Annotated in this window: 21 protein-coding genes and 1 other RNA gene; 14 read left to right on the forward strand and 8 right to left on the reverse strand. The window is 64.8% G+C overall.

Annotated features, from left to right (window positions below; all coding sequences use genetic code 11):
• Positions 1-127: 127 nt before the first annotated feature.
• On the reverse strand, positions 128-916 hold the full coding sequence (locus tag NLN62_RS29425; RefSeq protein ID WP_027522372.1) for a DUF2147 domain-containing protein: 789 nt from the start codon (positions 914-916) through the stop codon (positions 128-130).
• Between the two features lie 451 nt (positions 917-1,367).
• Between NLN62_RS29425 and NLN62_RS29430 the strand changes: the two genes are divergently transcribed.
• Positions 1,368-1,703, forward strand: a complete 336-nt coding sequence (locus NLN62_RS29430) for a hypothetical protein (RefSeq protein ID WP_027522371.1) — start codon at positions 1,368-1,370, stop codon at positions 1,701-1,703.
• A 356-nt stretch (positions 1,704-2,059) separates the two neighbouring features.
• Positions 2,060-3,280 carry an extensin family protein gene (locus NLN62_RS29435; protein ID WP_027522370.1) on the forward strand — a complete coding sequence of 407 codons (1,221 nt, stop codon included), beginning with the start codon at positions 2,060-2,062 and terminating at the stop codon, positions 3,278-3,280.
• A gap of 424 nt (positions 3,281-3,704) precedes the next feature.
• Here NLN62_RS29435 and NLN62_RS29440 read toward each other — a convergent pair whose 3' ends face one another.
• The 3 genes from NLN62_RS29440 to NLN62_RS29450 form a co-directional block, all read right to left on the reverse strand.
• Positions 3,705-4,898, reverse strand: a complete 1,194-nt coding sequence (locus NLN62_RS29440; protein ID WP_027522369.1) for a LanC-like protein — start codon at positions 4,896-4,898, stop codon at positions 3,705-3,707.
• On the reverse strand, positions 4,895-5,254 hold the full coding sequence (locus NLN62_RS29445) for a DUF6665 family protein (RefSeq protein WP_254111174.1): 360 nt from the start codon (positions 5,252-5,254) through the stop codon (positions 4,895-4,897). Before NLN62_RS29445 ends, NLN62_RS29440 begins: the two co-directional genes overlap by 4 nt.
• A gap of 164 nt (positions 5,255-5,418) precedes the next feature.
• Entirely contained in the window at positions 5,419-6,054 is a 636-nt protein-coding gene (locus NLN62_RS29450; protein WP_027522367.1) for a TetR/AcrR family transcriptional regulator, read from the reverse strand.
• Positions 6,055-6,238: 184 nt separating this feature from the next.
• On the opposite strand from NLN62_RS29450, the gene NLN62_RS29455 reads away from it, so the two are divergent.
• The 5 genes from NLN62_RS29455 to NLN62_RS29475 all read left to right on the forward strand — a co-directional run bounded on the left by NLN62_RS29455 (position 6,239) and on the right by NLN62_RS29475 (position 14,099).
• Positions 6,239-7,561 carry an HlyD family secretion protein gene (locus NLN62_RS29455; protein ID WP_027522366.1) on the forward strand — a complete coding sequence of 441 codons (1,323 nt, stop codon included), beginning with the start codon at positions 6,239-6,241 and terminating at the stop codon, positions 7,559-7,561.
• A 25-nt stretch (positions 7,562-7,586) separates the two neighbouring features.
• Entirely contained in the window at positions 7,587-9,170 is a 1,584-nt protein-coding gene (locus tag NLN62_RS29460) for a DHA2 family efflux MFS transporter permease subunit (protein ID WP_027522365.1), read from the forward strand.
• Positions 9,171-9,505: 335 nt separating this feature from the next.
• Positions 9,506-11,305: an ABC transporter ATP-binding protein gene (locus NLN62_RS29465; protein ID WP_027522364.1), complete on the forward strand. Its 1,800-nt coding sequence runs from the start codon at positions 9,506-9,508 to the stop codon at positions 11,303-11,305.
• A 62-nt stretch (positions 11,306-11,367) separates the two neighbouring features.
• On the forward strand, positions 11,368-12,768 hold the full coding sequence (locus NLN62_RS29470) for an MATE family efflux transporter (protein ID WP_027522363.1): 1,401 nt from the start codon (positions 11,368-11,370) through the stop codon (positions 12,766-12,768).
• A 71-nt stretch (positions 12,769-12,839) separates the two neighbouring features.
• The gene (locus tag NLN62_RS29475) at positions 12,840-14,099 is read left to right on the forward strand and encodes an O-antigen ligase (RefSeq protein ID WP_254111175.1); all 1,260 of its coding nucleotides are present in this window, start codon (positions 12,840-12,842) and stop codon (positions 14,097-14,099) included.
• Here the strand turns inward: NLN62_RS29475 and NLN62_RS29480 are convergent.
• The gene (locus NLN62_RS29480) at positions 14,096-14,839 is read right to left on the reverse strand and encodes a sulfite exporter TauE/SafE family protein (RefSeq protein WP_027522361.1); all 744 of its coding nucleotides are present in this window, start codon (positions 14,837-14,839) and stop codon (positions 14,096-14,098) included. The two genes, NLN62_RS29475 and NLN62_RS29480, sit on opposite strands and share 4 nt — an antisense overlap.
• 30 nt (positions 14,840-14,869) lie before the next feature.
• Positions 14,870-16,246 carry a PLP-dependent aminotransferase family protein gene (locus NLN62_RS29485; RefSeq protein ID WP_027522360.1) on the reverse strand — a complete coding sequence of 459 codons (1,377 nt, stop codon included), beginning with the start codon at positions 16,244-16,246 and terminating at the stop codon, positions 14,870-14,872.
• Positions 16,247-16,324: 78 nt separating this feature from the next.
• Between NLN62_RS29485 and NLN62_RS29490 the strand changes: the two genes are divergently transcribed.
• Both NLN62_RS29490 and NLN62_RS29495 read left to right on the forward strand, forming a co-directional pair.
• Complete coding sequence (locus tag NLN62_RS29490; protein ID WP_027522359.1) at positions 16,325-16,765, forward strand: DUF983 domain-containing protein; 441 nt, start codon at positions 16,325-16,327, stop codon at positions 16,763-16,765.
• 76 nt (positions 16,766-16,841) lie between these two features.
• Positions 16,842-17,558, forward strand: coding sequence for an alpha/beta fold hydrolase (locus tag NLN62_RS29495; protein WP_254111176.1), 717 nt, complete (start codon positions 16,842-16,844; stop codon positions 17,556-17,558).
• Between the two features lie 102 nt (positions 17,559-17,660).
• On the opposite strand, the gene rnpB is transcribed toward NLN62_RS29495, so the two are convergent.
• Positions 17,661-18,088, reverse strand: an RNA gene (gene rnpB, locus NLN62_RS29500) — RNase P RNA component class A.
• 148 nt (positions 18,089-18,236) lie between these two features.
• On the opposite strand from rnpB, the gene NLN62_RS29505 reads away from it, so the two are divergent.
• The 4 genes from NLN62_RS29505 to NLN62_RS29515 are packed head-to-tail and all read left to right on the forward strand — an operon-like array spanning position 18,237 to position 20,298.
• On the forward strand, positions 18,237-18,587 hold the full coding sequence (locus NLN62_RS29505) for a YciI family protein (RefSeq protein ID WP_254111177.1): 351 nt from the start codon (positions 18,237-18,239) through the stop codon (positions 18,585-18,587).
• Positions 18,584-18,709, forward strand: a complete 126-nt coding sequence (locus NLN62_RS53030) for a hypothetical protein (protein WP_256375274.1) — start codon at positions 18,584-18,586, stop codon at positions 18,707-18,709. The genes NLN62_RS29505 and NLN62_RS53030 overlap by 4 nt, the downstream gene beginning before the upstream one ends.
• A 3-nt stretch (positions 18,710-18,712) precedes the next feature.
• Entirely contained in the window at positions 18,713-19,063 is a 351-nt protein-coding gene (locus tag NLN62_RS29510) for a YciI family protein (RefSeq protein ID WP_027522356.1), read from the forward strand.
• Positions 19,060-20,298, forward strand: a complete 1,239-nt coding sequence (locus tag NLN62_RS29515) for an RNA polymerase sigma factor (protein ID WP_254111178.1) — start codon at positions 19,060-19,062, stop codon at positions 20,296-20,298. The genes NLN62_RS29510 and NLN62_RS29515 overlap by 4 nt, the downstream gene beginning before the upstream one ends.
• 113 nt (positions 20,299-20,411) lie before the next feature.
• Here the strand turns inward: NLN62_RS29515 and NLN62_RS29520 are convergent, their stop codons facing one another.
• On the reverse strand, positions 20,412-21,194 hold the full coding sequence (locus tag NLN62_RS29520) for an N-acetylmuramoyl-L-alanine amidase (RefSeq protein WP_035662020.1): 783 nt from the start codon (positions 21,192-21,194) through the stop codon (positions 20,412-20,414).
• Positions 21,195-21,710: 516 nt separating this feature from the next.
• On the opposite strand from NLN62_RS29520, the gene rsmH reads away from it, so the two are divergent.
• Entirely contained in the window at positions 21,711-22,700 is a 990-nt protein-coding gene (rsmH, locus tag NLN62_RS29525) for a 16S rRNA (cytosine(1402)-N(4))-methyltransferase RsmH (protein ID WP_027522353.1), read from the forward strand.
• Positions 22,701-22,702 lie beyond the last annotated feature (2 nt).

A 22,702-nucleotide genomic window follows, 5' to 3' on the forward strand; every position in this document is an offset into this window, starting at 1 on the left:
GGCGGATGAACATCTGTCGCACAGGCGCTGCCAACGTTCAAACGCCACGTCCCGGATTTCGGGACGTGGCGCCATTATGAGAACAAGAAGGCTTGCCAGCGGCGTCGAGGGTGACGCGCTCCGCGCGTCAGCTCACGCGCTTCCAGGTCTGGCCGCCGCAGAACATGCCGCCGAAGGCGCAGCCCTGCACGCGGAGCAGGTTCGAGCCCTTCATCGCGATCGTCGAGTCGTAGTTGCGCCCCGAATCGGGATCGTGGATGCGGCCGCTCCACTTGGCGCCATCGGGCTTCATGTTGATCAGGATCTTCTCGTTGGTCTTCTCGGCATAGCCGCAGAGATTGGCGCCGCATTGTTCGACGCGCACATTGCCCTTGTTCTCCTCGGTCGCCCACACGCCGAGCGGCGTGGTCGAAGCGGGGGCGGGCGCAGCCGCAACAGGCGTCGGCGCGAGCGCGACTGGTGCGGCAACCGGTGCCGGCGGTGCAACCGGGGCCGCTTGTGGCGTGACATTGGCGTCGACGGCCGCGGTGGTGGCCGGTGGGGCAACGGTCGGGGACGGCGCGGGCGGCGCGGTCACGATCGGAGCGGCATGGACGGTCGCCTGGACCTGGGGTTGCGGCGCCGGTTGCTGTGCGGCGGGCGCCGGAGCCGGCGGGGCCGTAGTCGTCGTGCTCGACGACGCTGTGTCGTCATCGTCCTTGGAGCCGAATCCGTTGAGGTTGATGTTGTTCAGCCTGATCGGCTTCTTCGACAGGCCGGGCGCCACGATGGTGACGCAGTTCAGCGAGGCGCAGTTTCGCGGGGCCTGGATATGGATGCGCTGCCCTTCGATCTCGAAGGAGATCGCATTGCCGGCATGGGCGATTGCGGTCGAAGCGAGGAAGAGCGCGGTAGCGGCGACAGAAAGCCTTGTCATGGCAGCCTCCCAAATGCAGCGTGGAAACGGTGTGGCCGGATGTCGGTGATCGACTGAGCGTGGTTCGACCTTATGCGGGGCCCGCCGCGGCTTCCGTGACTGATGTCACAGGCGTCGGCGCCGTCGGAGTGAGCTGCTTCACATTCGTTGGGTGCAGCTGACTGACTTTCGTGCCACGCGACCGCTGCACCCTCGCCCCCTGTGGGAGAGGGTGGATTCGATGCGAAGCATCGAAGCCGGGTGAGGGGTCTCTCTCCGCGAACTCATGCGCATCTGTAAGCGCGGATAGAACCCCTCATCCGGCGCTTCGCGCCACCTTCTCCCGCAAGGGGAGAAGGGACAGGAGCGCGCCGCGTCGCGCCTATCAAATTTGTAATCGTCTCTCAGCGAACCCGCGTCTCCCTTGCATGCGACCGATGGATGAACACGGTCTGCAAAGGAGCTTTCAATCATGTCCCGCCTCATCCTCGTCGCCGCGCTGCTCGCCGGTAGCGTCGCCACGGCGCGTGCCGACACCGATATCTATCGCAACGTGTTGAAGCAGTCGCGCGGCCACGACGAATTGCAGGTGGACGGCGCGTTCTGTGACGCGCAGTTCGGCAAGCCGCAGAACGGCACGGTGACGTCACGCGACTACAAGCGCTGTATGCTGTCGCGCGGCTGGCGCTTCAGCCATACGGTTCGCCGGAAGGACGACCGCTATCCGGACCCCGACAATTCCGGCATGATGTGCCGCGATTTCAAGATCGGCGGCGTCACGGGATCGGAGTGCTCGAATTACGACTGAACTCTGCCGCGTCTGGCTCGGCGCACCATGACCCGCGCGCGAGATCGCGCGCGCTCCCGCTACCTGTCGTCGATGTCTGGAAACTAGATCACGCCGAGCACGATGGCTCCGACAAAGGCTATCGCGAGGTACGCGGTCACAACGCTCAGTCTGCCGACGAACGTCATAAAGGAGCTCCCTCTGTTCGCGCGTCTTTGCGCGCAACCAACAAGTTAACGGAGAGTCCGTCGGCGAAAAAGTCAGTCCTGGTGTCGCTTACCCGCCGCGTCCGCCAAAACGGGCCGGCCCGTATGGTTAAAGAAACGTAAAATCAATGCGTTGAAGAGTCCTTAAGTAAATTCACCGAACGTGCGTGCATGACGCGCGGAGTTCGTTTGTATCTCGTCGGCTCCATCGTCCTTGTTTCGCTTGCGGGTTGCGGACGCGGCTTCTTCCAGGCCGAACGCGAACCGTGGCGGGCCGAGGCGGAAGCCGCCTGCCTGAAATCCGGCGCGGTGAAAGAGAGCGCCGAGATCGTCCGCATCGAGCCGATCTCCGGCCCTGGCGCCTGTGGAGCCGAGTTTCCGCTGAAAGTGGCCGCCATCGGCGAAGCGAGCAGCAGCTTTGGCTTTGCCGATGAGGAGCTGCGTCCGCCGGCGAGCATCGGCAACCAGCCGCGCTGGCCGGGAAGTCAGCCGAGCTATCCGCAAGGCCAGAACTATCCGAACCAGGCCTATCCGAACGCCTCGAGCTATCCGCAGCGTCAAAACCAGCCGTCCGGCTATGGCGGAGCCTCAGGCCCGATCTCGCTCAGCGCGCCCGGCGTCGCGCCGCCGGAGGAGGACGAGATTGACCTGCCGCCCGAGGGCACCGATGCGGCGGGAGCGGCGCGCTACATGAACGCACCGAGCTATCCGGCGCGGCCGAATTACCCGTCGCAATCGCAGCCATCTTATTCACAGCGTCCCGAGCAGCAGCCCTTGCCGCGGCTTGGTCCTGCGCAGGGAAGTCCGGTCGGCGCCGTCGGCCCGGTCGCGGTGAAGCCGACCGCGACGCTGGCCTGTCCGATCGTCTCCGAGCTCGACCGCTGGTTCGCCGACACTGTGCAGCCCTCGGCGATGCGCTGGTTCGGCCAGCGCGTGGTCGAGATCAAGCAGATCTCCGCCTATTCCTGCCGCGGCATGAATGGCAATCCGCACGCCCACATCTCAGAGCACGCGTTCGGCAATGCGCTCGACATCGCCGCGTTCACGCTCGCCGATGGCCGCCGCATCTCGGTGAAGGACGGCTGGCGCGGCCTGCCGGAGGAGCAGGGCTTTCTGCGCGACGTGCAGTCCGGCGCGTGCGCGCATTTCACCACCGTGCTCGCGCCGGGCTCCAACGTCTATCACTATGATCACATCCACGTCGATCTGATGCGCCGCGCCAGCCGCCGCCTGATCTGCCAGCCGGCCGCCGTCTCCGGCGACGAGGTCGCCGCCCGCGCGCAGCAGCGTAATCCTTACGCCAACTCCCGCGATCCCTACGTGACCGGCTCGCTCGGTCGCAAAGCCAAGCGCGAGAAGGTCAACGAGGAAGACGAATTCGAGGACGAGTAGGGGGACGCAGGCACGGCGGACGATGGTCGCGAAGCTCGCGCCGCACGATGCGCGCGATCAACCAAGAGCGCACGAGGTGACGCTCAGCGTCCTCAGATTGAAAATGCAGTTCATTTGCTGGGTGTCGGCTACTTCATAGTCTCTTTCGAGCCGACCATTTAAGCTTTCGGCAGAACCGTTCGGGAGGCAACGATGACACCCGATTGGCTTACTGTCCCAGCGACGATCGTCTGCATTTTTGTGCTGACCATTGCCGTCTTGATTGCCGTCGGCGCCTGGTAGTCAGGCAGTTCAAGACTGTTTCAGTGCGCCCGGTAGACAACTATGAACACGCCCGAATGCTATGCGGTGGCGGTCGCTTGCGCCTCGTGCCCGACCAATGTCGTTCTGATGGCTGTCGGGGCCTGGTCAGCCACACCTCGGATCAGAACACGTCGATTGTCGGGAAACGCGGCTCTCCGGTGATGCAGTCCCAAAGGTATATCGCCAGGCCGACGTCGCCGGTCCAAAGCGAATAGCGTCCGCGGCCGACGACGTGCTTGGCGCCGCGATACTGGACGATGGCCGTCATGGCGAATTGGCGCGCACGGTCCAGCCAGACTGGATCGTTTGTGCGGCGATAAAGTTTGAGGAATGCGTAGCCGTTCCCGCCGGTGCCGTGGCATAGATTCGACCCCTTGGTCAGCGGTCCGGCGGTCCAGGTGAATCGGCCGGCATCCAACAGAAGTTCATCAAGGTCAGGTGTCGCGAACGGCGCGTCGGCAAATGTCGTCACCATGCCTGGTGCGCCGTGGCAGTGCTGGCACAAGGTCGGCGGCGTCTCGCGCTTGCTTTTCGCGCCCCAATTGGTTCCGACCTCAGAGCGCCACGCATTCGCTGCGAGGCTTCTCGGCACAAAATCGGCCACCTGCTCCTGCTGCGCGGGCGTCAACCAGTCCCATCCGCGCATCAACGGAATGACGTTGCCGGCGAAGCCGTGTACTGGCCCAAGCCAGCGGTCGTTGGCGCCGTAAAGATCTTGTGTCCAGAGCGGACCTTGTGGCGTCTCCTCCAGATCGGCTAACAGCCGGGCCGCCTGCGCTTCGAAGAGCCCGCGCCATTGCGGCTCCCGTGTCATCTCGGCCATGTGGATCGCGGCCAGCATGGATCCGGGCATGCCCCACATCAGTTCACGGATCGGGAGCTCGATATTTGCTTCTGCGCGCACATGCACGAGATCGGCCAGGCTTGACGTGGGAGCAAGACGCATGGCGAGAAGTCCGGCTCCCATGTCGCCAAAAAGCAGCGAGCCATGCTTGGCATAGCCGGCCGGCGAATTGCTCTCGAACCTGGCGGAAGTCCGCTCCAGGAGCTTCGGCAGCACCGGGCGAAAGTCTTCAGCGACAAGGCTCGCGCCGACACGATGCAAATAGTCGAGCGCCCAGATCACACCTGCCGCGCCATAGTAGAAGCTGGGGTTGCCGTCTCCCACCCAATCATCGCCGGGGTGACCGGGCCAAAACGTCTCGGGATCGAAATCAGCGATGGCATCGGCAACGATGTCATCGATAGCGGTGCGAACAGCCAACTCGCTCCAGGCGTCGTGCACAAGCGCGCGATGGCGACCGAGGGTGATCATGATCTGAGTCTTGCGGCCCGCATCGACGGCGCCGGGACCAGCCCCATGCAGCGCTGCACCTCGCCAGGCACATTGTAATCGCGCATGACGGGGCGGCTGTCGCGCATGCCGCACGCCTCCCGCTGCACCACGAACATCCAGAGCGCGTGGCCCGCCTCCATCACCAGGGCGCGCCGCGCCTGCTGCGTCGATGCCGGCGCGTCCGAGGGCGGATGGGCGGCATCGAATTCGCGCAGCTTCGCGAGCGCTTGTTCCAGCGCCCGTCCCATCCGCACGAACGCAGAGGCCTGCTCCTGGACGATCTCATAGTTGAGAACGTCGACCGGCGTGCGGTGAAGGCGAAGATCAGGAGGCATGGCTTATTTATAGCGTCACGTGGTGCGCATGCGCAACGCGGTGGTTCTGAACAGGTTTCGTCATTGCGAGCGCAGCGAAGCAATCCAGAATCTTTCCGCGGAGATAGTCTGGATTGCTTCGCTGCGCTCGCAATGACGTGGTTAGGTGTACGGCCTTGCCGTTCTCACTTCCCCCGGTACGCCGCCAGAAACATCCGCGTCGCGCTGTCGACCACCTCGGTCATGCGCTCTTCCGATGGGGCCGGCGCGGCCTGGAAGACGAAGGGCAGAAACAGCGAGGCCTTGCACAATTCCATGAACTGGGAGGCGGCGAGGTCGCAATCGTCGATCGCAAGGTCGCCGGATGCCACATGCGCCTTCAGATAGTCGGCGAGCCGGTTGATGGTCTTGTCCAGCACCCGTCCATAGTAGCGGCGGCCGACATCCGGCATGCGCTCGGCGATCGCCATCACGGTGCGGATCGCCGATCCGCCGCCGGGCCGGCACAGCAAATGGATATAGGCCTGGCCGAATTCCTTCAGCGTGGTCTCTGCATCGCGCGCGGGGTCGAAGTTGAAGACGACCTGGCCGTGCTGAAGCGCTTCCTCCTCGAGGATGGCTTCGAACAGCGCGCATTTGTCGGCGAAGTAGACGTAGAGCGTGCCCTTGGAGACGGCGGCCGCGCGCGCGATCTCGCCCATGCTGGCGCCGTCGAAGCCGAGGTCCATGAACACCCTGCGGGCGCCATCGAGAATCTGGCGGCGCTTGGAGCTGTCCTCCTCGGAGACGATAGCGACGGTGTCGCGAATGGCTGCAACCATTGATTCAGGGTTCCCTGAGGTTTTTGGCGCCGGAAACCCAAAGCAAGGATTCCCGCCACTAGGGTCCGGCCGGGGAATAATGTATATTGACCGAACGGTTCGGTCAATGCTATTTGTCGTTCTGCGAAGGCAATGGGGCCGCATCGCGGACCGCCCGATCGCGTGTTTTTGTGGGGAGGCCTTTATGGCCGTATCGAGAGACCAGGCCGCGCGCATCCTTCGCCAGGATTCGCTGGAGCAAGCGCCAGCTCAGGGCGAAGCCGCGAGCGACAATGCGGCACTGGCCGAGCAGTTGCGGACCGTGGCCGAAGAGAGCAAGCGCCGCACGGCCGAAACACCGGAGAAGCCGGCAATCGAGAAGCCCGCCCCGGCTATGCCGGCAACCGGAGCGCCTGCACCGAGCGCCGCCCCGTCGAAATCCGGCAAGCGCAAATTCGTCCTGATGGGCGTCGGCCTTCTGCTTGCGCTCGCGGCCGCGAGCTATGCCGGCTACTACACGCTGGTCGGCCGCTTCTACGTCTCGACCGATGACGCCTATGTGCGCGCCAACAACACCATGCTGGGTGCGCGCGTTGCCGGCCACATCTCCTCGATCCTGCCCGGCGACAACACGCTGGTGCATGCCGGCGACGTCGTCTTCCGCATCGATGACGGTGACTACAAGATCGCAGTCGACGCCGCCGCGACCAAGATCGCGACCCAGCAGGCCACCATCGATCGCATCGGCCGCCAGGTCGCAGCGCTCGACAGCCAGGTCGTGCAGGCGAAGGCGCAGCTCGTTTCCGCCGAAGCCGGCCTCAAGCGCGCCGACCTCGACTATGAGCGCCAGCAGGCGCTGAGCAGCAAGGGCTTTGCCTCGCGCGCGACGTTCGAAACCTCGGAAGCCGGACGCGACCAGGGCGCCGCCGCGGTCAAGGCCGCGCAGGCCGCTTACGACGTCGCAGTCAGCAATGTCGACGTTGCCAAGGCACAGCAGGCCGAAGCGCAGGCGCAGCTTGCGGAGTTGAAGACCGCGCTCGCGAAGGCCGAACGCGACCTCAGCTTCACCTCGGTGCGCGCGCCGGTCGACGGCACCTTCTCCAACCGCCTCGTCAACACCGGTGACTTCGTCGCGGTCGGCCAGCGGCTCGGCAACATCGTGCCGCTCGACGAGGTCTATATCGACGCCAATTTCAAGGAAACCCAGCTCAAGCGCATCCGTCCCGGCCAGCCGGTGACGATCAAGGTCGATGCCTACGGCATGCGCAAATTCAGCGGCGTGGTCGACAGCATCGCTGCGGGCGCGGGCTCGGTGTTCACGCTGCTGCCGCCGGACAACGCCACCGGCAATTTCACCAAGATCGTGCAGCGCGTGCCGGTCCGCGTCCGCGTGCCGAAGTCGGTCGCGCGCCAGAACCTGCTCCGCGCCGGCATGTCGGTCTACGCGACCGTGGACACCAACAAGGGCGCGGTCGACGCCGACAGCGAGGTCGATCTCGACGACCCCACGATGATCCATCCGCAGTAAGCGAAGAGCGCTGCGAGGCCAGACGATGGCAACCGCCACCACCGCTTCTCCCGCCATGATGGCGAACCCCGCTTCGGAGCGCATCGCGCCGAAGCGGCTGTTCGCCTTCATCATCATGGTGTTCGGGATGTTCATGTCGATCCTGGACATCCAGATCGTCTCGGCCTCGCTGTCCGAGATCCAGGCGGGCCTGTCGGCGAGCCAGAGCGAAGTCTCCTGGGTGCAGACCGCCTATCTCATCGCCGAAGTGATCGCGATCCCGCTGTCGGGATTCTTGTCGCGCGCGCTCGGCACGCGGCTGCTGTTTGCGATCTCGGCGGCCGGATTCACGCTCTCGAGCTTGCTGTGCGGCTTCGCCTCCTCGATCGAGGAGATGATCCTCTGGCGCGCGCTTCAGGGGTTCTTGGGCGCCGGCATGATCCCGACGGTGTTCGCCTCCGCCTACACCGTGTTTCCGCGCACGAAATTCCACATCGTCGGACCCATCATCGGTCTCGTCGCGACGTTGGCGCCGACCGTCGGTCCGACCGTCGGCGGCTACATCACTGATCTGATGTCGTGGAACTGGCTGTTCTTCATCAACGTCGTGCCCGGCATCGCCATCACGCTGGGTGTGCTGACGCTGGTCGATTTCGACGAGCCGCATTTCGAGCTGCTCGACCGCTTCGACTGGTGGGGCCTGATCTTCATGGCCGGCTTCCTCGGCTCGCTGGAATATGTGCTCGAGGAAGGCCCGCAATATGAATGGCTCCAGGACACGTCTGTCGCGATCTTCGCCTGGGTCTGCGCCATCTCGGCGATCGCCTTCTTCTGGCGCGTGTTCACCGCGACGGAGCCGATCGTCAATTTGCGCACCTTTTCCAACCGCAATTTCGCGGTCGGCTGCGTGCTCCAGTTCTGCATCGGCATCGGGCTCTATGGCCTGACCTATATCTATCCGCGTTATCTCGCCGAAGTGCGCGGCTACAGCGCACTGATGATCGGCGAGACCATGTTCGTCTCCGGTGCCACCATGTTCCTGGTCGCGCCGCTCGTCGGCCGTCTGATGCTGCGCTTCGACATGCGCTACATGATCGCGTTCGGGCTCATCGTGTTCGCGATCGGCTCCTACCAGATGACCTGGATCACGCGCGACTTCGATTTCTACGAGCTGTTGCTGCCGCAGATCCTGCGCGGCATCGGCATGATGTTCGCGATGGTGCCGACCAACAACATCGCGCTGGGCACGCTGCCGCCGGACCGGGTCAAGAACGCCTCCGGCCTGTTCAACCTGATGCGCAACCTCGGCGGCGCCGTCGGCCTCGCTGTGATCAACACCGTGCTCAACAGCCGCACCGATCTGCACATCACGCGGCTTCAGGAGCGCGTGACCTGGGGCAACGCGACGGCGACCGAGACGCTCAACACCTTCATGCAGAAATTCCAGGGGCTGGGCGATGCCACGCTGATGGCGATGAAGCAGCTCACCCAGATCGTGCACCGCCAGGCCGTTGTGATGGGCTATGGCGATGCCTTCTTCATGCTGACGCTGTTCTATCTCAGCCTGAGCCTGCTGGTGACGCTCCTGAACAAGCCGGCGTCCCTCGCCGGCGGCGGCGACGCGCATTAAATTTGCAACACTCGCGCGACATCTTGCGCGAGCGGTGTTGCAAATCGCAACCGACACATCTATAAAGCGTGCCTCATTGCTCGAACCGGGGAGAGATTTGCATGATTTCGACGCATTCGCAGATCGCACGCCCGCGCTCGATGTCTCACTTTTTCAAGCTCGGTGTGTGCTCGGTCCTCTAGAGACCGTTTTCGCCAGCTTCGACCGGGCCCGATTCCCCGGCCGCCCCATCTCCCAAGCGACAACCTGATCTAGCGACGCCGTTTTCGGCCTTCGTGGCCGTGATGCGTCCATCAACGGAGCCGGACTGCGCCAGAGCGCAGCCGGACAACGCCATGACCGCACTGTCAAAAAAGCCCGCGGCGATACGCGTGGTGCTGCCCTTCGTGTTCCGCCACTGGCTGAAGCAGCCGGGGCGCGCGCTCGCGGTCGCCGGCGGCCTGTTGGGCGCGACGGTAGCCGACCTCCTCATGCCGGTGTTCTCCGGGCGGCTCGTCGACGCCCTGACCCACGGTCCCGACGATCCCGTCGCGCGCCATGCGGCGCTGGTCGCGTTCGGCGCGATCGTGGCGCTCGGCTTCACGTCGATGGTGCTGCGGCTGTCCGGGTTGCAGGTGATCGTGCCGTTCACGCTGAAGCTGATGTCTGACATCGCGCAGGACGCCTTCATGCGCGTGCAGCGCTTCTCGACCGACTGGCATGCCAACTCGTTCGCCGGCTCGACGGTGCGCAAGATCACGCGTGGCATGTGGGCGCTCGATCTCTTGAACGATACCATCCTGCTGGCGCTATTGCCTTCCCTCAGCGTGCTCGTCGGCTCGATGATCCTGCTCGGGGTGCACTGGACCTCGCTCGGTGCGGTGATTGCGCTCGGCGCTTTGGTCTACGTGACGATGACGGCGCTGTTCTCCACGCGCTACATCGCACCGGCCGCGCGCGTCTCCAATGCCTGGGACACCAAGGTCGGCGGCACGCTCGCCGATGCGCTGACCTGCAACGCGGTGGTGAAATCGTTCGGCGCGGAGGCGCGCGAGGATGCGCGGCTCGCCCGTGTCATCAAGCGCTGGCGCGTGCGCGTGCGGCGGACCTGGCTGCGCTACAACTACACGGCGCTGGCGCAGCTCTCGCTGCTGCTATGCCTGCGCGCGTCGGTGATCGGCGGCTCGGTGCTGCTGTGGATGGCGGGGCGCGCCTCACCCGGCGACGTCACCTATGTGCTGACTAGCTACTACATCATCCACGCCTATCTGCGTGACGTCGGGATGCACATCAACAACCTGCAGCGCTCGGTCAACGACATGGAGGAGCTGGTTGCGATCCATGACGAGCCCATCGGCATTGCCGATGCGCCGGATGCGACGCCGATCCTGATCGAGGGTGGCCGCATCGTGTTCGACGACGTGACCTTCCACTATGGCGGCCATCGCGCGCCGCTGTATGACGGTCTGTCGATCGACATCCGCGCAGGCGAGCGGGTCGGTCTCGTCGGCCGCTCCGGCTCCGGCAAGACGACCTTCGTCAAGCTGGTGCAGCGGCTCTACGACGTCTCTGACGGGCGCGTGCTGATCGACGGGCAGGATATTGCGAAAGCGACGCAGCAATCGCTGCGCAGCCAGATCGCGATCGTGCAGCAGGAGCCGATCCTGTTCCACCGCTCGCTCGCCGAGAACATCGCCTACGGCCGGCCCGGCGCCAGCCTGGAGGCGATCGAGCAGGCGGCGCGGCTGGCGAATGCGCACGACTTCATCCTGCGCCTGCCCAAGGGTTACGGCACCCTGGTCGGCGAGCGCGGCGTAAAACTGTCGGGCGGCGAGCGGCAGCGCGTCGCGCTGGCGCGCGCGTTCCTGGCGGATGCGCCGGTGCTGATCCTGGACGAGGCGACGTCGAGCCTCGATTCGGAATCGGAGGCGCTGATCCAGCAGGCGATGGAGCGGCTGATGAAGGGCCGCACCTCGATCGTGATCGCGCATCGCCTGTCGACGGTGCGCAGCATCGATCGCATCCTGGTGTTCGACCGCGGCGAGATCGTCGAGCAGGGCACCCACAAGGCGCTGACGGCGCGGCCAGGCGGACTCTATCGCGGCCTGTTCGAGCGTCAGGTGATCGAGTTCAGTCACGACGTCGCGGCGGAATGAGGAAAGGAGGCGTGGCCGACGGATGGAGAATCCGCAAAGGCCACGCCGCAAATGGAAACGACATGAAAGACCTGACACGCGGCTCCATCGTAAGCCACATCCTGACCATGGCACCCCCGATCGTGGTCGGCATGGTCACGATCATGATCTGCCAGCTCGTCGATCTCTATTTCGTCTCCGGTATGGGCGAGGCCGCCGTCGCGGGCGTGGCCGCGGCCGGCAACGCGGGATTCCTCGTCAATGCGCTGATGCAGGTGCTCGGCGTCGGGACCGGCGCGCTGATAGCCCATGCCGTGGGACGCAAGGATCGGACGGACGCCAATCTGATCTTCAACCAGGCCATCGTCCTGTCGGTGCTGTTTGGGCTCTCGACACTGGCCGCAGGCTCCGCGCTGTCGCGCTCCTACATGCATTCGATTGCCGCGGACGAAGCCACCATCGAGGCGGGCAGCACTTATCTCCTGTGGTTCGTGCCGGCTCTGGCGCTGCAATTTGCCATACAGGTGATGGCGTCCGCGCTGCGGGCGACCGGCATCGTGCGGCCCACCATGCTGGTCCAGGCGCTTGCGGTCGTCGTCAATATCGCGCTGGCACCGGTCTTGATCGCGGGCTGGGGCACCGGTCATCCGCTCGGCGTGGCTGGCGCGGGTCTCGCAAGCTCGATCGGCATTCTGACCGGCGTGCTGATGCTGTATGCGTATTTTCGTAAGGTGGAGCGCTATGTCGCCTTCGACCCCGCGCAATGGCGTCCGCAGCTCCATCATTGGAAGCGGATTCTCAATGTCGGCCTGCCGGCCGGCGGCGAGTTCGCGATGATGTTCGTCTTCATGGCGGTGGTCTACTACGTGCTGCGCGATTTCGGCGCGGCGGCGCAGGCGGGGTTCGGGATCGGTCAGCGGGTGCTGGCCCTCATCCAGATGCCGGCGCTTGCGGTTGCGCTCGCAGCCGGGCCGATCGCCGGCCAGAATTTCGGCGCCGGAAATGGCCCGCGCGTGCGGGAGACCTTCGTCAAGGCGGCGCTGATCGTGACCGTCGTCATGATCGGCTTCATGATCCCGGCGCAATTGAGACCGGACCTCCTGCTCGCCGGATTCTCGAACGATCGGGAGACCATGAGGATCGCCTTCCTGTTCCTGCGGATCATCTCATTCAACATGGTGGCGCAAGGCCTGATCTTCACCTGCTCGAGCATGTTCCAGGGCCTCGGCAATACCAAGCCGGTGCTGTTGAGCTCGGTGACTCGCCTGCTCACCTACTCGCTGCCGGCGATCTGGTTGTCGACGCGGCCGAACTTCCAGATCGAGCAAGTCTGGTATCTCTCGATCGCGGCGACCACGCTGCAGGCCTTCTTGAGCGTGTGGCTGCTGCGCCGAGAGTTCAGGAAGCGCCTCCCGTCTGCGGACGCCGGTCTCGTGCGTGCCGAGGCGGAGGTCGCGGCCGTCGGCACGACCGCGGCCGAATAGGCTCCTCCGGCTTGTCCCGCAACCACGGCTCCGGCAGACTTGCTGACGCCGTGGGAAGGCGAGGGGACGGCATGAGCGAAACGTCGAACGGGCGGGTGGCCTCTTGGCTCGCGGCGATCTGGGCGGCGCGCTACCGGACGCCGGCCCGTTTCGTCGCGCTGATCGCGCTGCTGTTGCCGTGGACGACGACCGGCGTGATCTTCGCGCTCCCGGCCTGGCTGATCGCCTTCGCGTTCATCGACCTCCGGGAATTTCCGCGCTCGCTGCTCCGCCCGATCTGCCTGCTGCCGATCGCGCTGTTCGTCCTCGCCCTTGCCGGCACGCTATGGTCGGATGCGTCCTGGCCGGAGCGTCTGCACGCGGTCGCCCCATCGGCGAAGCTTTTGGTGCTGCCGCTGCTGATCTACCAGTTCGAGCGCTGGCCCCATGGCAACTGGGTCTTCGCGGCGTTCCTCGTCTCCTGCATGCTGTTGCTGCTGACGTCCTTTGCCGTCGCGATCGAGCCCAGCCTGTCGCTCAAGCTCTATCTGTCGCGCGGGCCCTACAAGGTCGAGAGCGGGATCGCGGTACGCAACTATATCGACCAGAGTCAGGAATTCGCGCTCTGCGCCCTCGCGCTGGCATATCCGGTCGCGGCGCAACTTCGCGCCGGTCGAACGCGTGTCGCGGCGTTGCTGGCGCTGCTCGCGATCGGATTCCTCGCCAACATGATGTTCGTGGTGGTCTCGCGCACGGCGCTGGTCACCCTGCCGGTGCTGATTGCGGTGGTTGCGCTGCTGCATCTGCGATTGAAGACGGCGCTCGCTCTGGGAGCAGCGGCGGCGTTGGCCGCGCTGCTGCTCTGGAGCGCCTCGCCACATCTGCGCGCCACGGTCGACAAGTTCAGCGGCGACTATGAGCGCACCGCTGTCGAGAACGAGGTCAGCGGTATGGGCTCACGCCTGGAGTTCTGGCGGAAGTCGCTGCGCTTCGTCGCCGACGCGCCGCTGTTCGGGCACGGCACCGGCGCAACCCGCGGGTTGTTCGAGCACGCCGCGATCGGCGAGAGCGGCGTGCGCGCGCAGATCGTCAGCGATCCCCACAACCAGACCCTCAACGTCGCGGTGCAATGGGGCACACTCGGCGTCATCGTGCTCTACGCGATGTGGCTCGCGCACCTCGCTCTGTTCCGCGGCGCGGGGCTTGCGAGCTGGGTCGGGTTACTGGTCGTCCTGCAAAATATCCTGTCCTCGCTGTTCAACTCGCATCTGTTCGATTTCAGCGAGGGCTGGCTCTATGTGCTGGGCGTCGGCGTCGCCGGCGGCATGGCGCTGTGCAAGGCCCAGCGCTAGTGCGCGCCTACACTGTTCCAGACCAGGCCGACACCCGACAGGAACAACAGGCCGAGCACGACGTCGCCAAAATGCTTGTCGCTGAGCGCGTGATAGACGCGCGCGCCGCACCAGGCGCCGACCAGCGTGCCCGGAAATGCAATCAGCGCGAGCCAGATCACCTGCGTCGCGACCAGGCCTGACGCCGTCTGCAGCACCAGCGCGGCCGCCAGCACCGTGAAATTGAAAAGCTGGAAGATGCCGCGCCGCTCATGCTTGTTCCAGCCGCGGATGTTGGCCCACAGAATCGGCAGCGGTCCCGACAACCCGGCAAGGCCGCCCAGGATTCCGCCGGCGAAGCCGATCGCGCCATCGGCGATCCTGCCGCCGAATTTGAAGGCGAGCGGCCGCTTGTTGAGGTACAGCGCGGTCGGAAAGATCAGCAACAGCACTCCGATGCTGAGCTTGAACACCTTTGGGTCGGCCTGGGCGACCATCATGGTCCCCAGCGGCACGCCGGCAAGTCCGCCGATCAGGAACGGCCAGACCAGCGAGAGGTCAAAGCTCTTCCACATCGAGGGCAGCGTCGAGGCTTGCGCGACCACCGAGCAGATCAGCACCAGCGGCACGGCGAGCGACGGCGGCAGCACGTAGAGCCAGATGCCGAGCGCCATCAGCGCCGTGCCGAAGCCGGCCAGCCCCGAGACGAAGCCGCCGGCCAATGCGCCAAAAAGCAACAGCGCGTAGTTGAGCGTATCCACACCAATGTCCTTGTTGTTATCGGCGGTGTACTAGACGATCTGCCGGGCGTCGACCGGTCTGTGCAGCGCACTGAGGAGAATCTGCAACGCCTGGCCGAGCTCAGCGCGATTGCGCGCCGCGCCAAGCGATAGTCGCGCCGCATGCGGCGGGTGATCGCCGACCACGAAGGCGTCACTGGCGATGACCGCAAGCCCGTTGCGCAGCAGTTGCGCTGATATCTCCGTCCGGCTCCGTCCCTCCGGCAGCCGCAGCCAGAGATGATGCGCGGCAGGTTTGGCCAGGAACTGAAAACCCCTGAGCGCGCGCTGCGCAAGCTGCTGACGGCCGATCGCCTCGTTACGGATCGCGGTGATGATGCGGTCCGCGACTCCGGTCTCGAGCCAATGGGTGATGAGTGCGACCATGAGCGGCGCGGGCATCTGCACGGTCGCCTGAAGATAGCTGCGCATCGTTTGCTGCGCGGCGGCGTCGGGCGTCACCAGATAGGCCACGCGCAGCGCCGGCGCGATGCATTTGGACAGCGTGGTCGCCAGATAAGTCCGCTCCGGAATGAGATTGGCGATCGGCGAGGCCGACCGGTCCAGCAGGCCATAGGCATCGTCCTCGATCAGCGTCGTGTCGGCATCGCGGATGATTTTTGCGATTGCGCTCCGCCGCTCGGCCGAGAGCGTCGCTGTCGTTGGATTGTGCAGCGTCGGAATGAGATACACGGCCTTTGGCTTGTGCTCTAGGCACGCCCTGGCCAGTGCCTCAGGAAGGATGCCGCCTTCATCCATTGCAACACCGACCAGTTTGATGCCGCATCGTGCGGCGACCGCCTTGATGCCGGGGAAGGTTAGAGCTTCCGTCAACACGACATCGCCGGGCGCTACGAGATAGGCCATGAGGTTGAACAGGATTGTCTGCGTGCCGGGAAAGATCACGAGCCGGTCGGTACGGACATGGGGCACGCGCGAGCGCATCCACTTGGCCGCGACATCGAGCTCGTGCGCGCTGCCGCCCGGTGGCTGGTAGTTGAGATAGGCGGTGAGGCCGGATTGCTCGCGGATCGCCTCGAGCCCGGCAAGGATGCGTTCGTCGAGCTGCGCCTCCAGTGGATGCGGCGGCACGTTCATCGACAGATCTATCGTGACCGGATGCGGCAGGTCGACCGTTCGTCGCGCGCTGGTCTCCGAGACGAACGAGCCCTGTCCGACCCGCGCTTCCAAAATTCCGCGCCGCCGCGCCTCGGTATAGGCGCGCGTCACCGTCGTGAGATCGATGCCCAGCGCTTTCGCCAGCGCGCGCTGCGTCGGCAATTGCTGGCCGCGCACCAGCCTTCCTGCGGCGATGTCGGCCTCCATGGCCTCGACGATGCGCTGATAGCGCGGGCCGCTGAGCTCGGCGATTGTAGGGACCCAATCCATGCAAGTCCGGCCGTTTTGTTTGAATGTATGGATGCAAGATATTATTGTATGGATCGTTGGAAAGGAAGAGGTGTGGTCATGGCGACCGGTTCAGTCTCTCTGGCGAAGGCAATGTGGCGGGGTTTTTGCGGCAGGTGCCCGCATTGCGGCGAGGGCCATGCGTTCAAGCGCTTCCTGAAAGTCGCCGACAGCTGCGACGTCTGCGGCGAGGAGCTCTTTCACCACCGCGCCGATGATTTCCCGGCCTATCTTGTGATCGTCCTGGTCGGCCATCTCGTGGTGCCGGCGATCCTCGCGATCGAGACGGCTTATGCACCGCCGGTCTGGCTGCAATTGGCAGTGTGGCTGCCGGTGACGCTGTTTGCTTCGCTCGCTTTGTTGCAGCCGACCAAGGGCGCCATCGTCGGCCTGCAATGGCAGGTCGGCATGCACGGCTTCGAGGAGGCCAAGCGGCGCCGCGAAGCCGGCCAACTCGCGCCGGCGCTGGTCAAGGCTAAACCCGCAGCGCGCGCTGCCTGAAGCGCGTCGCGACGTTTACATCGCGCGGTCGGCCGGTACACTCCATCGCACCAAACAAGAAACGATGGAAACGCCGATGACCGCACGCTCGCCCAAAACCTTCCTGCTCTGTCATGGCGCCTGGTCCGGCGGGTGGGCCTGGAAGAAGATGCATCGGCTTATGGCGCAGGCGGGTCATCGCCTGGTGGCGCCGACCTACACCGGTCTCGGCGAGCGATCGCATCTCGCAAATCCTTCGATCGACCTGGAGACGCATCTGCAGGACATCGTCAACGTCATCAAGTTCGAGGACCTCAGCGACGTCGTGCTGCTCGGCCACAGCTATGGCGGCATGGTCGCGACTGGCGTTGCCGATCGCGCACGCGATCGCATCGCGCAACTGATCTATCTCGACGCCTTCGTGCCGCGCGACGGCCAGTCGCTGTTCGATCTCAACGAGCAGGGGCGCGAGCCGATGCGAAAAGCCGCGGCCGCAGGCGACGGCTACCGCATCCCGCCCAACCCGCCGCCGCCCGATACGCCGCAAGCCGATCTCGACTGGCTCAACGCGCGCCGCGTCAGCATGCCAGTCAAATGCTTCGAGACGAAGCTGAAGCTTGAGCATGGCGAGCCGGCGATGCCGCGCAGCTACATCTACTGCACGCGCATTCCGCCGGGCGACGTGTTCGGGCAATTAGCCAGGCGCACGAAGAGCGAAGCCGGCTGGCGCTATTTCGAGCTCGACGCCAGCCACGCACCGAACGTCACTGCGCCGGAGGCGCTGATGGACGTGTTGGCGAAGATCGTCGAATAGCTCTCGCTGTCATTCCACATTGCGCAATTGCACAATGTGGAATGGCGGTGGCGAAAATGGTGAGGGGTCCGATGCGTCAGCATCGAACCCCTCGCGCTTTAGAACATCAGCCGGCCTGTAAGCCGGGTTCTGTAGGGCACCGCCTGCTTGCGCAGGCGATACGTGACGGCCATTCCTCTGGGGCAATGTTTGCACATTGCCTCGAGCAACCTACCCGGACGGCGGGCCTGACATCGCCCCGCGGCGTTATCGCTTGCGCGAACAGCCCGCTAAAGCCGTCCCTATTCGGTTTTGCTCCCGGTGGGGTTTGCCATGCCGGCTCCGTTGCCGGAACCGCGGTGCGCTCTTACCGCACCTTTTCACCCTTGCCCCACCAAGCCCGAAGGCGAAGCGAGGCGGTTCGTTCTCTGTGGCACTTTCCCTGAGGTCGCCCTCGCCGGACGTTATCCGGCACCGCATGTCAATGGAGCCCGGACTTTCCTCCCCGGCGGCCTTTCGGCACTTGCAGGGGCGGCCGTCCGGCCGACTGACGGTGTACGCAATGGGCATTTATGACGGTTTCGTCAAGGCGATATCGTTCCGCACGACATGGGAAAATAATTTATCCTGAAGATGTCGTTGGCCGTGAGCCCCGTTCGACCGGATGTCGGCAATCCAGCCGAGCAACAGGAGTAAGCGATGCAGTATCTGCTGCTGATCTACCGGAACGAAGCTCAACAGGGCAGGATGGACCCTGCGGACTACCAGAAGCTGTTGGCGGAGTACGGCGCGTATACCCAGTCCATCGTTCAGAGCGGCAATTTCAAGGCCGGCGACGGGCTGCAGCCCACCACGACCGCGACCACCGTTCGCGTTCGCGATGGCAAGATACTGACGACCGATGGTCCTTTCGCGGAGACCCGTGAGCAACTCGGCGGCTACTATCTCGTCGACGCCAAGGATCTCGACGCCGCGATCGCAATGGCCGCGCGGATTCCCGGAGCCAGGGACGGGTCGATCGAAGTCAGACCGGTCATGGTCTACAAGTGATCTCGTTCACCGGCATCGAAGGCGATATCGCTTCGCCCAGCGCGAAAAAAATTGGGAAGATGTCGTTTGATGTCGGCGCCGTTCGACTGGATGTCGGCGATCAAGCCGAGCAACAGGAGTGAGCAATGCAGTATCTGCTGCTGATCTATCGGAACGAAGCTGAACTGACCAAGATGACGCCCGAGGACCGACAGAAGGTATCGGCGGAGTATGGCGCCTATACCCAGTCCATCATCCAGAGCGGAAATTTCAAGGCGGGCGACGGGCTGCAGCCGACCACGACGGCGACAACCGTGCGCGTGCGCGACGGCAAGATCATGACGACCGATGGTCCGTTCGCGGAGACGCGAGAGCAACTCGGTGGCTACTATCTGGTCGAGGCCAAGGATCTCGACGCCGCGATTGCGCTGGCTGCGCGGATTCCCGGAGCCCGGGACGGTTCGATCGAAGTCCGGCCGGTCATGATCTACAAGTGAATTCGTCCACGGACATCGACAAGATTTTTCGCGACGAGGCGGGGCGGGCGCTGGCCACGCTGATCCGCCTCGTCGGCGATTTCGATCTCGCTGAAGATGCACTCCAGGACGCCTTTGCGGTTGCACTGGAGCGGTGGTCGACACTTGAGCTTCCCGACAACCCGCGCGCCTGGCTCGTCAATGTCGGGCGCAACAAGGCGATCGACCGCATTCGTCGTCAGGTCGCGTTTCGCGGCAAGCAGCAGGCTCTCGTGCATGAGCTCGCGCCGAATGCGCAAGCGCCCGACGAGCCGGCGACGATGCTCGACGACGATATGCTGCGGCTGATCTTCACCTGCTGCCATCCGGCGTTCGCGCCGGAGGTGCAAGTCGCGCTGACGCTGCGCACGGTATGCGGGCTCACCACGGCGCAGGTCGCGCGCGCCTTTCTCGTCAGCGAGGAGGCGATGGGGCAGCGTCTCGTCCGCGCCAAGCAGAAGATCAGGCTCGCCGGCATTCCCTATGAGGTGCCGGAGCGCGACGCGCTGGAGCCACGGCTACGCGGCGTGCTTGCCGTCATCTATCTCGTCTTCACCGAAGGCTATGTCGCGACGTCAGGTGCAGATTTGATGCGGCCTGATCTTGCGATCGAGGCGATCCGGCTCGGCCGGCTGCTCGACCGCCTGATGCCAGATCGTGCTGGTATCAAGGGCCTGCTGTCCCTGATGCTGCTGCACGATGCGCGCCGAGCCGGGCGCGAGACGTCGGCCGGCGACATCGTGCTGCTGGAAGAGCAGGACCGTGACCTGTGGGATCGTGCGCAGATCGAGGAAGGGTTGCGTCTGGTCGACGATGCGCTGCGCGTGCCCGGCCGACCGCAGCCCTACGCCGTGCAGGCGGCGATTGCTGCGCTCCATGCGCGGGCGCCGAGCTATGAGGAGACCGACTGGCCGCAGATCGCCGGACTCTACGAAGTGCTGCTGCGGATCAACCCGTCGCCGGTGATCGAGCTCAATCATGCCGCGGCCGTGTCCATGGTCGACGGCCCCGCACGCGCGCTCGATCTCGTCGACGCGATCGCAGCGCGCGGCGGGCTCGACGGCTATGAGCTGTTGCCCGCGGTGCGCGCGGATTTGCTGCGACGGCTCGACCGGAAAGACGAGGCGCGCGAGGCCTATGTTGCGGCGACCGCGGCGACGCAGCTCGAGCCGCTGCGGAGGCTGTACGCGCGAAGGATGAGGGAGCTCAGCAACTAGTATCGTCATTCCGGGGCGATGCGAAGCATCGAACTATGGTGCGCAATTGCGCACCTGAGAATCTCGAGATTCCGGGTTCGCACTTCGTGCGCCCCGGAATGACGGCTCCGTCGTCACTTCGACGCCACGGTCGTGCCTTCGGCCGGCAAGCTCGCGAGCAGTGTCTGCAATGTCGACAGCGTCGAATGATCGGCGACACCATCCAGCCGCGCCGGGCGGAAGTGGCGCTGGAAGGCGGTGACGACCTCCATCGTCGTCGCATCGTACTTGCCGGTGAGCGGGACGCCGTAGCCATATTTGGCGAGCGCCTGCTGAAGGCTCAGCACTTCGTCGCTGATGGTGCCGAGCATCAGGCTTTCGCCGCGCACGATCGGCGCCGGCGTCACCCAGTGGCCGACGCCGGAATTGGCCAGCGAGTGCCACGGGAATTTCTCGCCGGGATCCTTCTTGCGCGCGGGCGCGACGTCGGAGTGGCCGAGCACCCGGTGCGGCGCCACCTTGCGGCGGAGCATGATGCCGCGGCAGAGCGCGATCACGGCAGCGATCTGGCGCAGCGGGAACTCCGGATAGCCCCAATCATGGCCGCGATTGACGATCTCGATGCCGATCGAGCAGGAATTGACATCGTCCTCGCCCGCCCATGACGAGACGCCGGCGTGCCAGGCGCGCTTGCTCTCCGGCACGCATTGTACGATGCGGCCGTCCTCCAGCACGACATAATGAGCCGAGACCTCGGTGCCCGCCGTGCACAGCCGCGCCAGCGCGCCCTCGACATCGGGCATGCCGGTGTAGTGCAGCAGGATCATGTCCGGCAGGCGGCCCTTGTTGCGCTCGCCATAGTTCGGCGAGGGAATGATGTCGGACACGATCGAGGAATCGGGGTCGAACGTCCGCATGCTCGCCGCGGCCTTGGGAACCGGGAGCACGCGTTGACGCTTCGAATCAGATCCTGGTGACGCGGACGAACCGGACGACATTATAAGGCTCAATCGGATGGGAGCGGCGGGCCCTTCAAGCCCTTCACTTTACTATTCCTTTACCCTTGCGGCCGCGCAATCGCCGGCTTCGGTTAACGGGCGCATTTTGTCGGATGTGTGTGGATGACGCATCACAACGGATTTTACCTTTTTGACTTGTAATCGAACCATCAACGCTTTCTTAACGCTAAGGGCCGTTACTGAGAGTGAAGAGCCGCCCCGCGTCCAGAGGTGGCCAACGCGTTTTTTGTTCGAAATCCCATGGCTGCCCGACAAATTCCATGCGGAAAACAGGGTCTGCAGCCTGGGTCCGCCGGGCTGGGCGAGCGCGCCGTACAGGGGTTGAGTCGTGGAACCGCCGCGAAGCGGAACAATTCGAGACGTGATGGACGCGTTAACCATCGTTCTCGCCAGCACCACTCGCGAGCCGGGCGCATGAGTTCGGCTGCCCACATTCCCGTTCTCGGCCGCGAGGCGATCGAGCTTCTCGCGCCGCGCGAGGGCGGCCTCTATGTCGATGCGACCTTCGGTGGCGGCGGCTACAGCCGCGCCATCCTGGATATGCCGGGAACCCGGGTCATCGGCATCGACCGCGATCGCACGGCGATCGCCGGTGGGTTTGATCTGGTCGACCGCTCTGGCGGGCGCCTGACGCTTGTCGAAGACCGCTTCTCGAATCTCGCCGAGGTCTGCGCCGCGCAAGGTTTCGACTTCGTCGACGGCGTCGTCATGGACGTCGGCGTCTCCTCGATGCAGCTCGACCAGGCTGGCCGCGGTTTTTCGTTCCGGCTCGACGGTCCCCTCGACATGCGGATGGGGCAGGCCGGGCCGACGGCTGCGGATGTGGTCGCAAAGGCGTCCGAGAGCGATCTTGCCGACATCATCTACCTCTTCGGCGAGGAGCGGCATTCGCGCAAAGTCGCACGCGCCATCGTCGCGGCGCGTGAGGAAGCGCCGATCACGACAACGCGCGCGCTCGCCGATCTCGTTGGCAGGGTCGTGCGCTCGAAGCCCGGTGATATCCATCCGGCGACGCGGACGTTCCAGGGCCTGCGCATCTTCGTCAATGAAGAGCTCGAAGAGCTTCAGACCGCTCTAGCGGCTGCCGAACGCGTGCTGAGGCCCGGCGGGCGGCTGGTCGTGGTGTCCTTCCATTCGCTGGAAGACCGCATCGTCAAGAATTTCCTCAGCGAACGCGCCAAGACCGGTGGGGGCTCGCGGCATCTGCCCGAGGTCGCACAGGTACCACCGAGCTTCCAGCTTCTGACGCGGCGTCCGGTCGTCGCCGGCGACGAGGAAGTCGCGCACAATCCGCGCGCGCGTTCCGCGAAGCTGCGCGCGGCCGAGCGGACCGGGGCTGCCGCGCATGCCGAGGGCGAGTCATCGTCCTGGCCGAGCCTTTCCGATGTCATGAGGGGTGGCTAGCG

Origin of the sequence: Bradyrhizobium sp. CCGUVB23, assembly GCF_024199885.1 — a bacterium.
Classification (GTDB): Bacteria; Pseudomonadota; Alphaproteobacteria; order Rhizobiales; family Xanthobacteraceae; genus Bradyrhizobium.

Bases quoted from the DNA above. Each gene is read 5' to 3' on its own strand.
- NLN62_RS29505 (WP_254111177.1), top strand. From the start codon at position 18,237: ATGCAGTATCTGCTGCTGATCTACCGGAACGAAGCTCAACAGGGCAGG.
- NLN62_RS29440 (WP_027522369.1), bottom strand. From the start codon at position 4,898: ATGATCACCCTCGGTCGCCATCGCGCGCTTGTGCACGACGCCTGGAGC.
- NLN62_RS29485 (WP_027522360.1), bottom strand. From the start codon at position 16,246: ATGGATTGGGTCCCTACAATCGCCGAGCTCAGCGGCCCGCGCTATCAG.
- rsmH (WP_027522353.1), top strand. From the start codon at position 21,711: ATGAGTTCGGCTGCCCACATTCCCGTTCTCGGCCGCGAGGCGATCGAG.
- NLN62_RS29465 (WP_027522364.1), top strand. From the start codon at position 9,506: ATGACCGCACTGTCAAAAAAGCCCGCGGCGATACGCGTGGTGCTGCCC.
- NLN62_RS29520 (WP_035662020.1), bottom strand. From the start codon at position 21,194: ATGCGGACGTTCGACCCCGATTCCTCGATCGTGTCCGACATCATTCCC.
- NLN62_RS29460 (WP_027522365.1), top strand. From the start codon at position 7,587: ATGGCAACCGCCACCACCGCTTCTCCCGCCATGATGGCGAACCCCGCT.
- NLN62_RS29470 (WP_027522363.1), top strand. From the start codon at position 11,368: ATGAAAGACCTGACACGCGGCTCCATCGTAAGCCACATCCTGACCATG.
- NLN62_RS29490 (WP_027522359.1), top strand. From the start codon at position 16,325: ATGGCGACCGGTTCAGTCTCTCTGGCGAAGGCAATGTGGCGGGGTTTT.
- NLN62_RS29435 (WP_027522370.1), top strand. From the start codon at position 2,060: ATGACGCGCGGAGTTCGTTTGTATCTCGTCGGCTCCATCGTCCTTGTT.
- NLN62_RS29495 (WP_254111176.1), top strand. From the start codon at position 16,842: ATGACCGCACGCTCGCCCAAAACCTTCCTGCTCTGTCATGGCGCCTGG.
- NLN62_RS29445 (WP_254111174.1), bottom strand. From the start codon at position 5,254: ATGCCTCCTGATCTTCGCCTTCACCGCACGCCGGTCGACGTTCTCAAC.
- NLN62_RS29425 (WP_027522372.1), bottom strand. From the start codon at position 916: ATGACAAGGCTTTCTGTCGCCGCTACCGCGCTCTTCCTCGCTTCGACC.
- NLN62_RS29510 (WP_027522356.1), top strand. From the start codon at position 18,713: ATGCAGTATCTGCTGCTGATCTATCGGAACGAAGCTGAACTGACCAAG.
- NLN62_RS29430 (WP_027522371.1), top strand. From the start codon at position 1,368: ATGTCCCGCCTCATCCTCGTCGCCGCGCTGCTCGCCGGTAGCGTCGCC.
- NLN62_RS29450 (WP_027522367.1), bottom strand. From the start codon at position 6,054: ATGGTTGCAGCCATTCGCGACACCGTCGCTATCGTCTCCGAGGAGGAC.
- NLN62_RS29475 (WP_254111175.1), top strand. From the start codon at position 12,840: ATGAGCGAAACGTCGAACGGGCGGGTGGCCTCTTGGCTCGCGGCGATC.
- NLN62_RS29455 (WP_027522366.1), top strand. From the start codon at position 6,239: ATGGCCGTATCGAGAGACCAGGCCGCGCGCATCCTTCGCCAGGATTCG.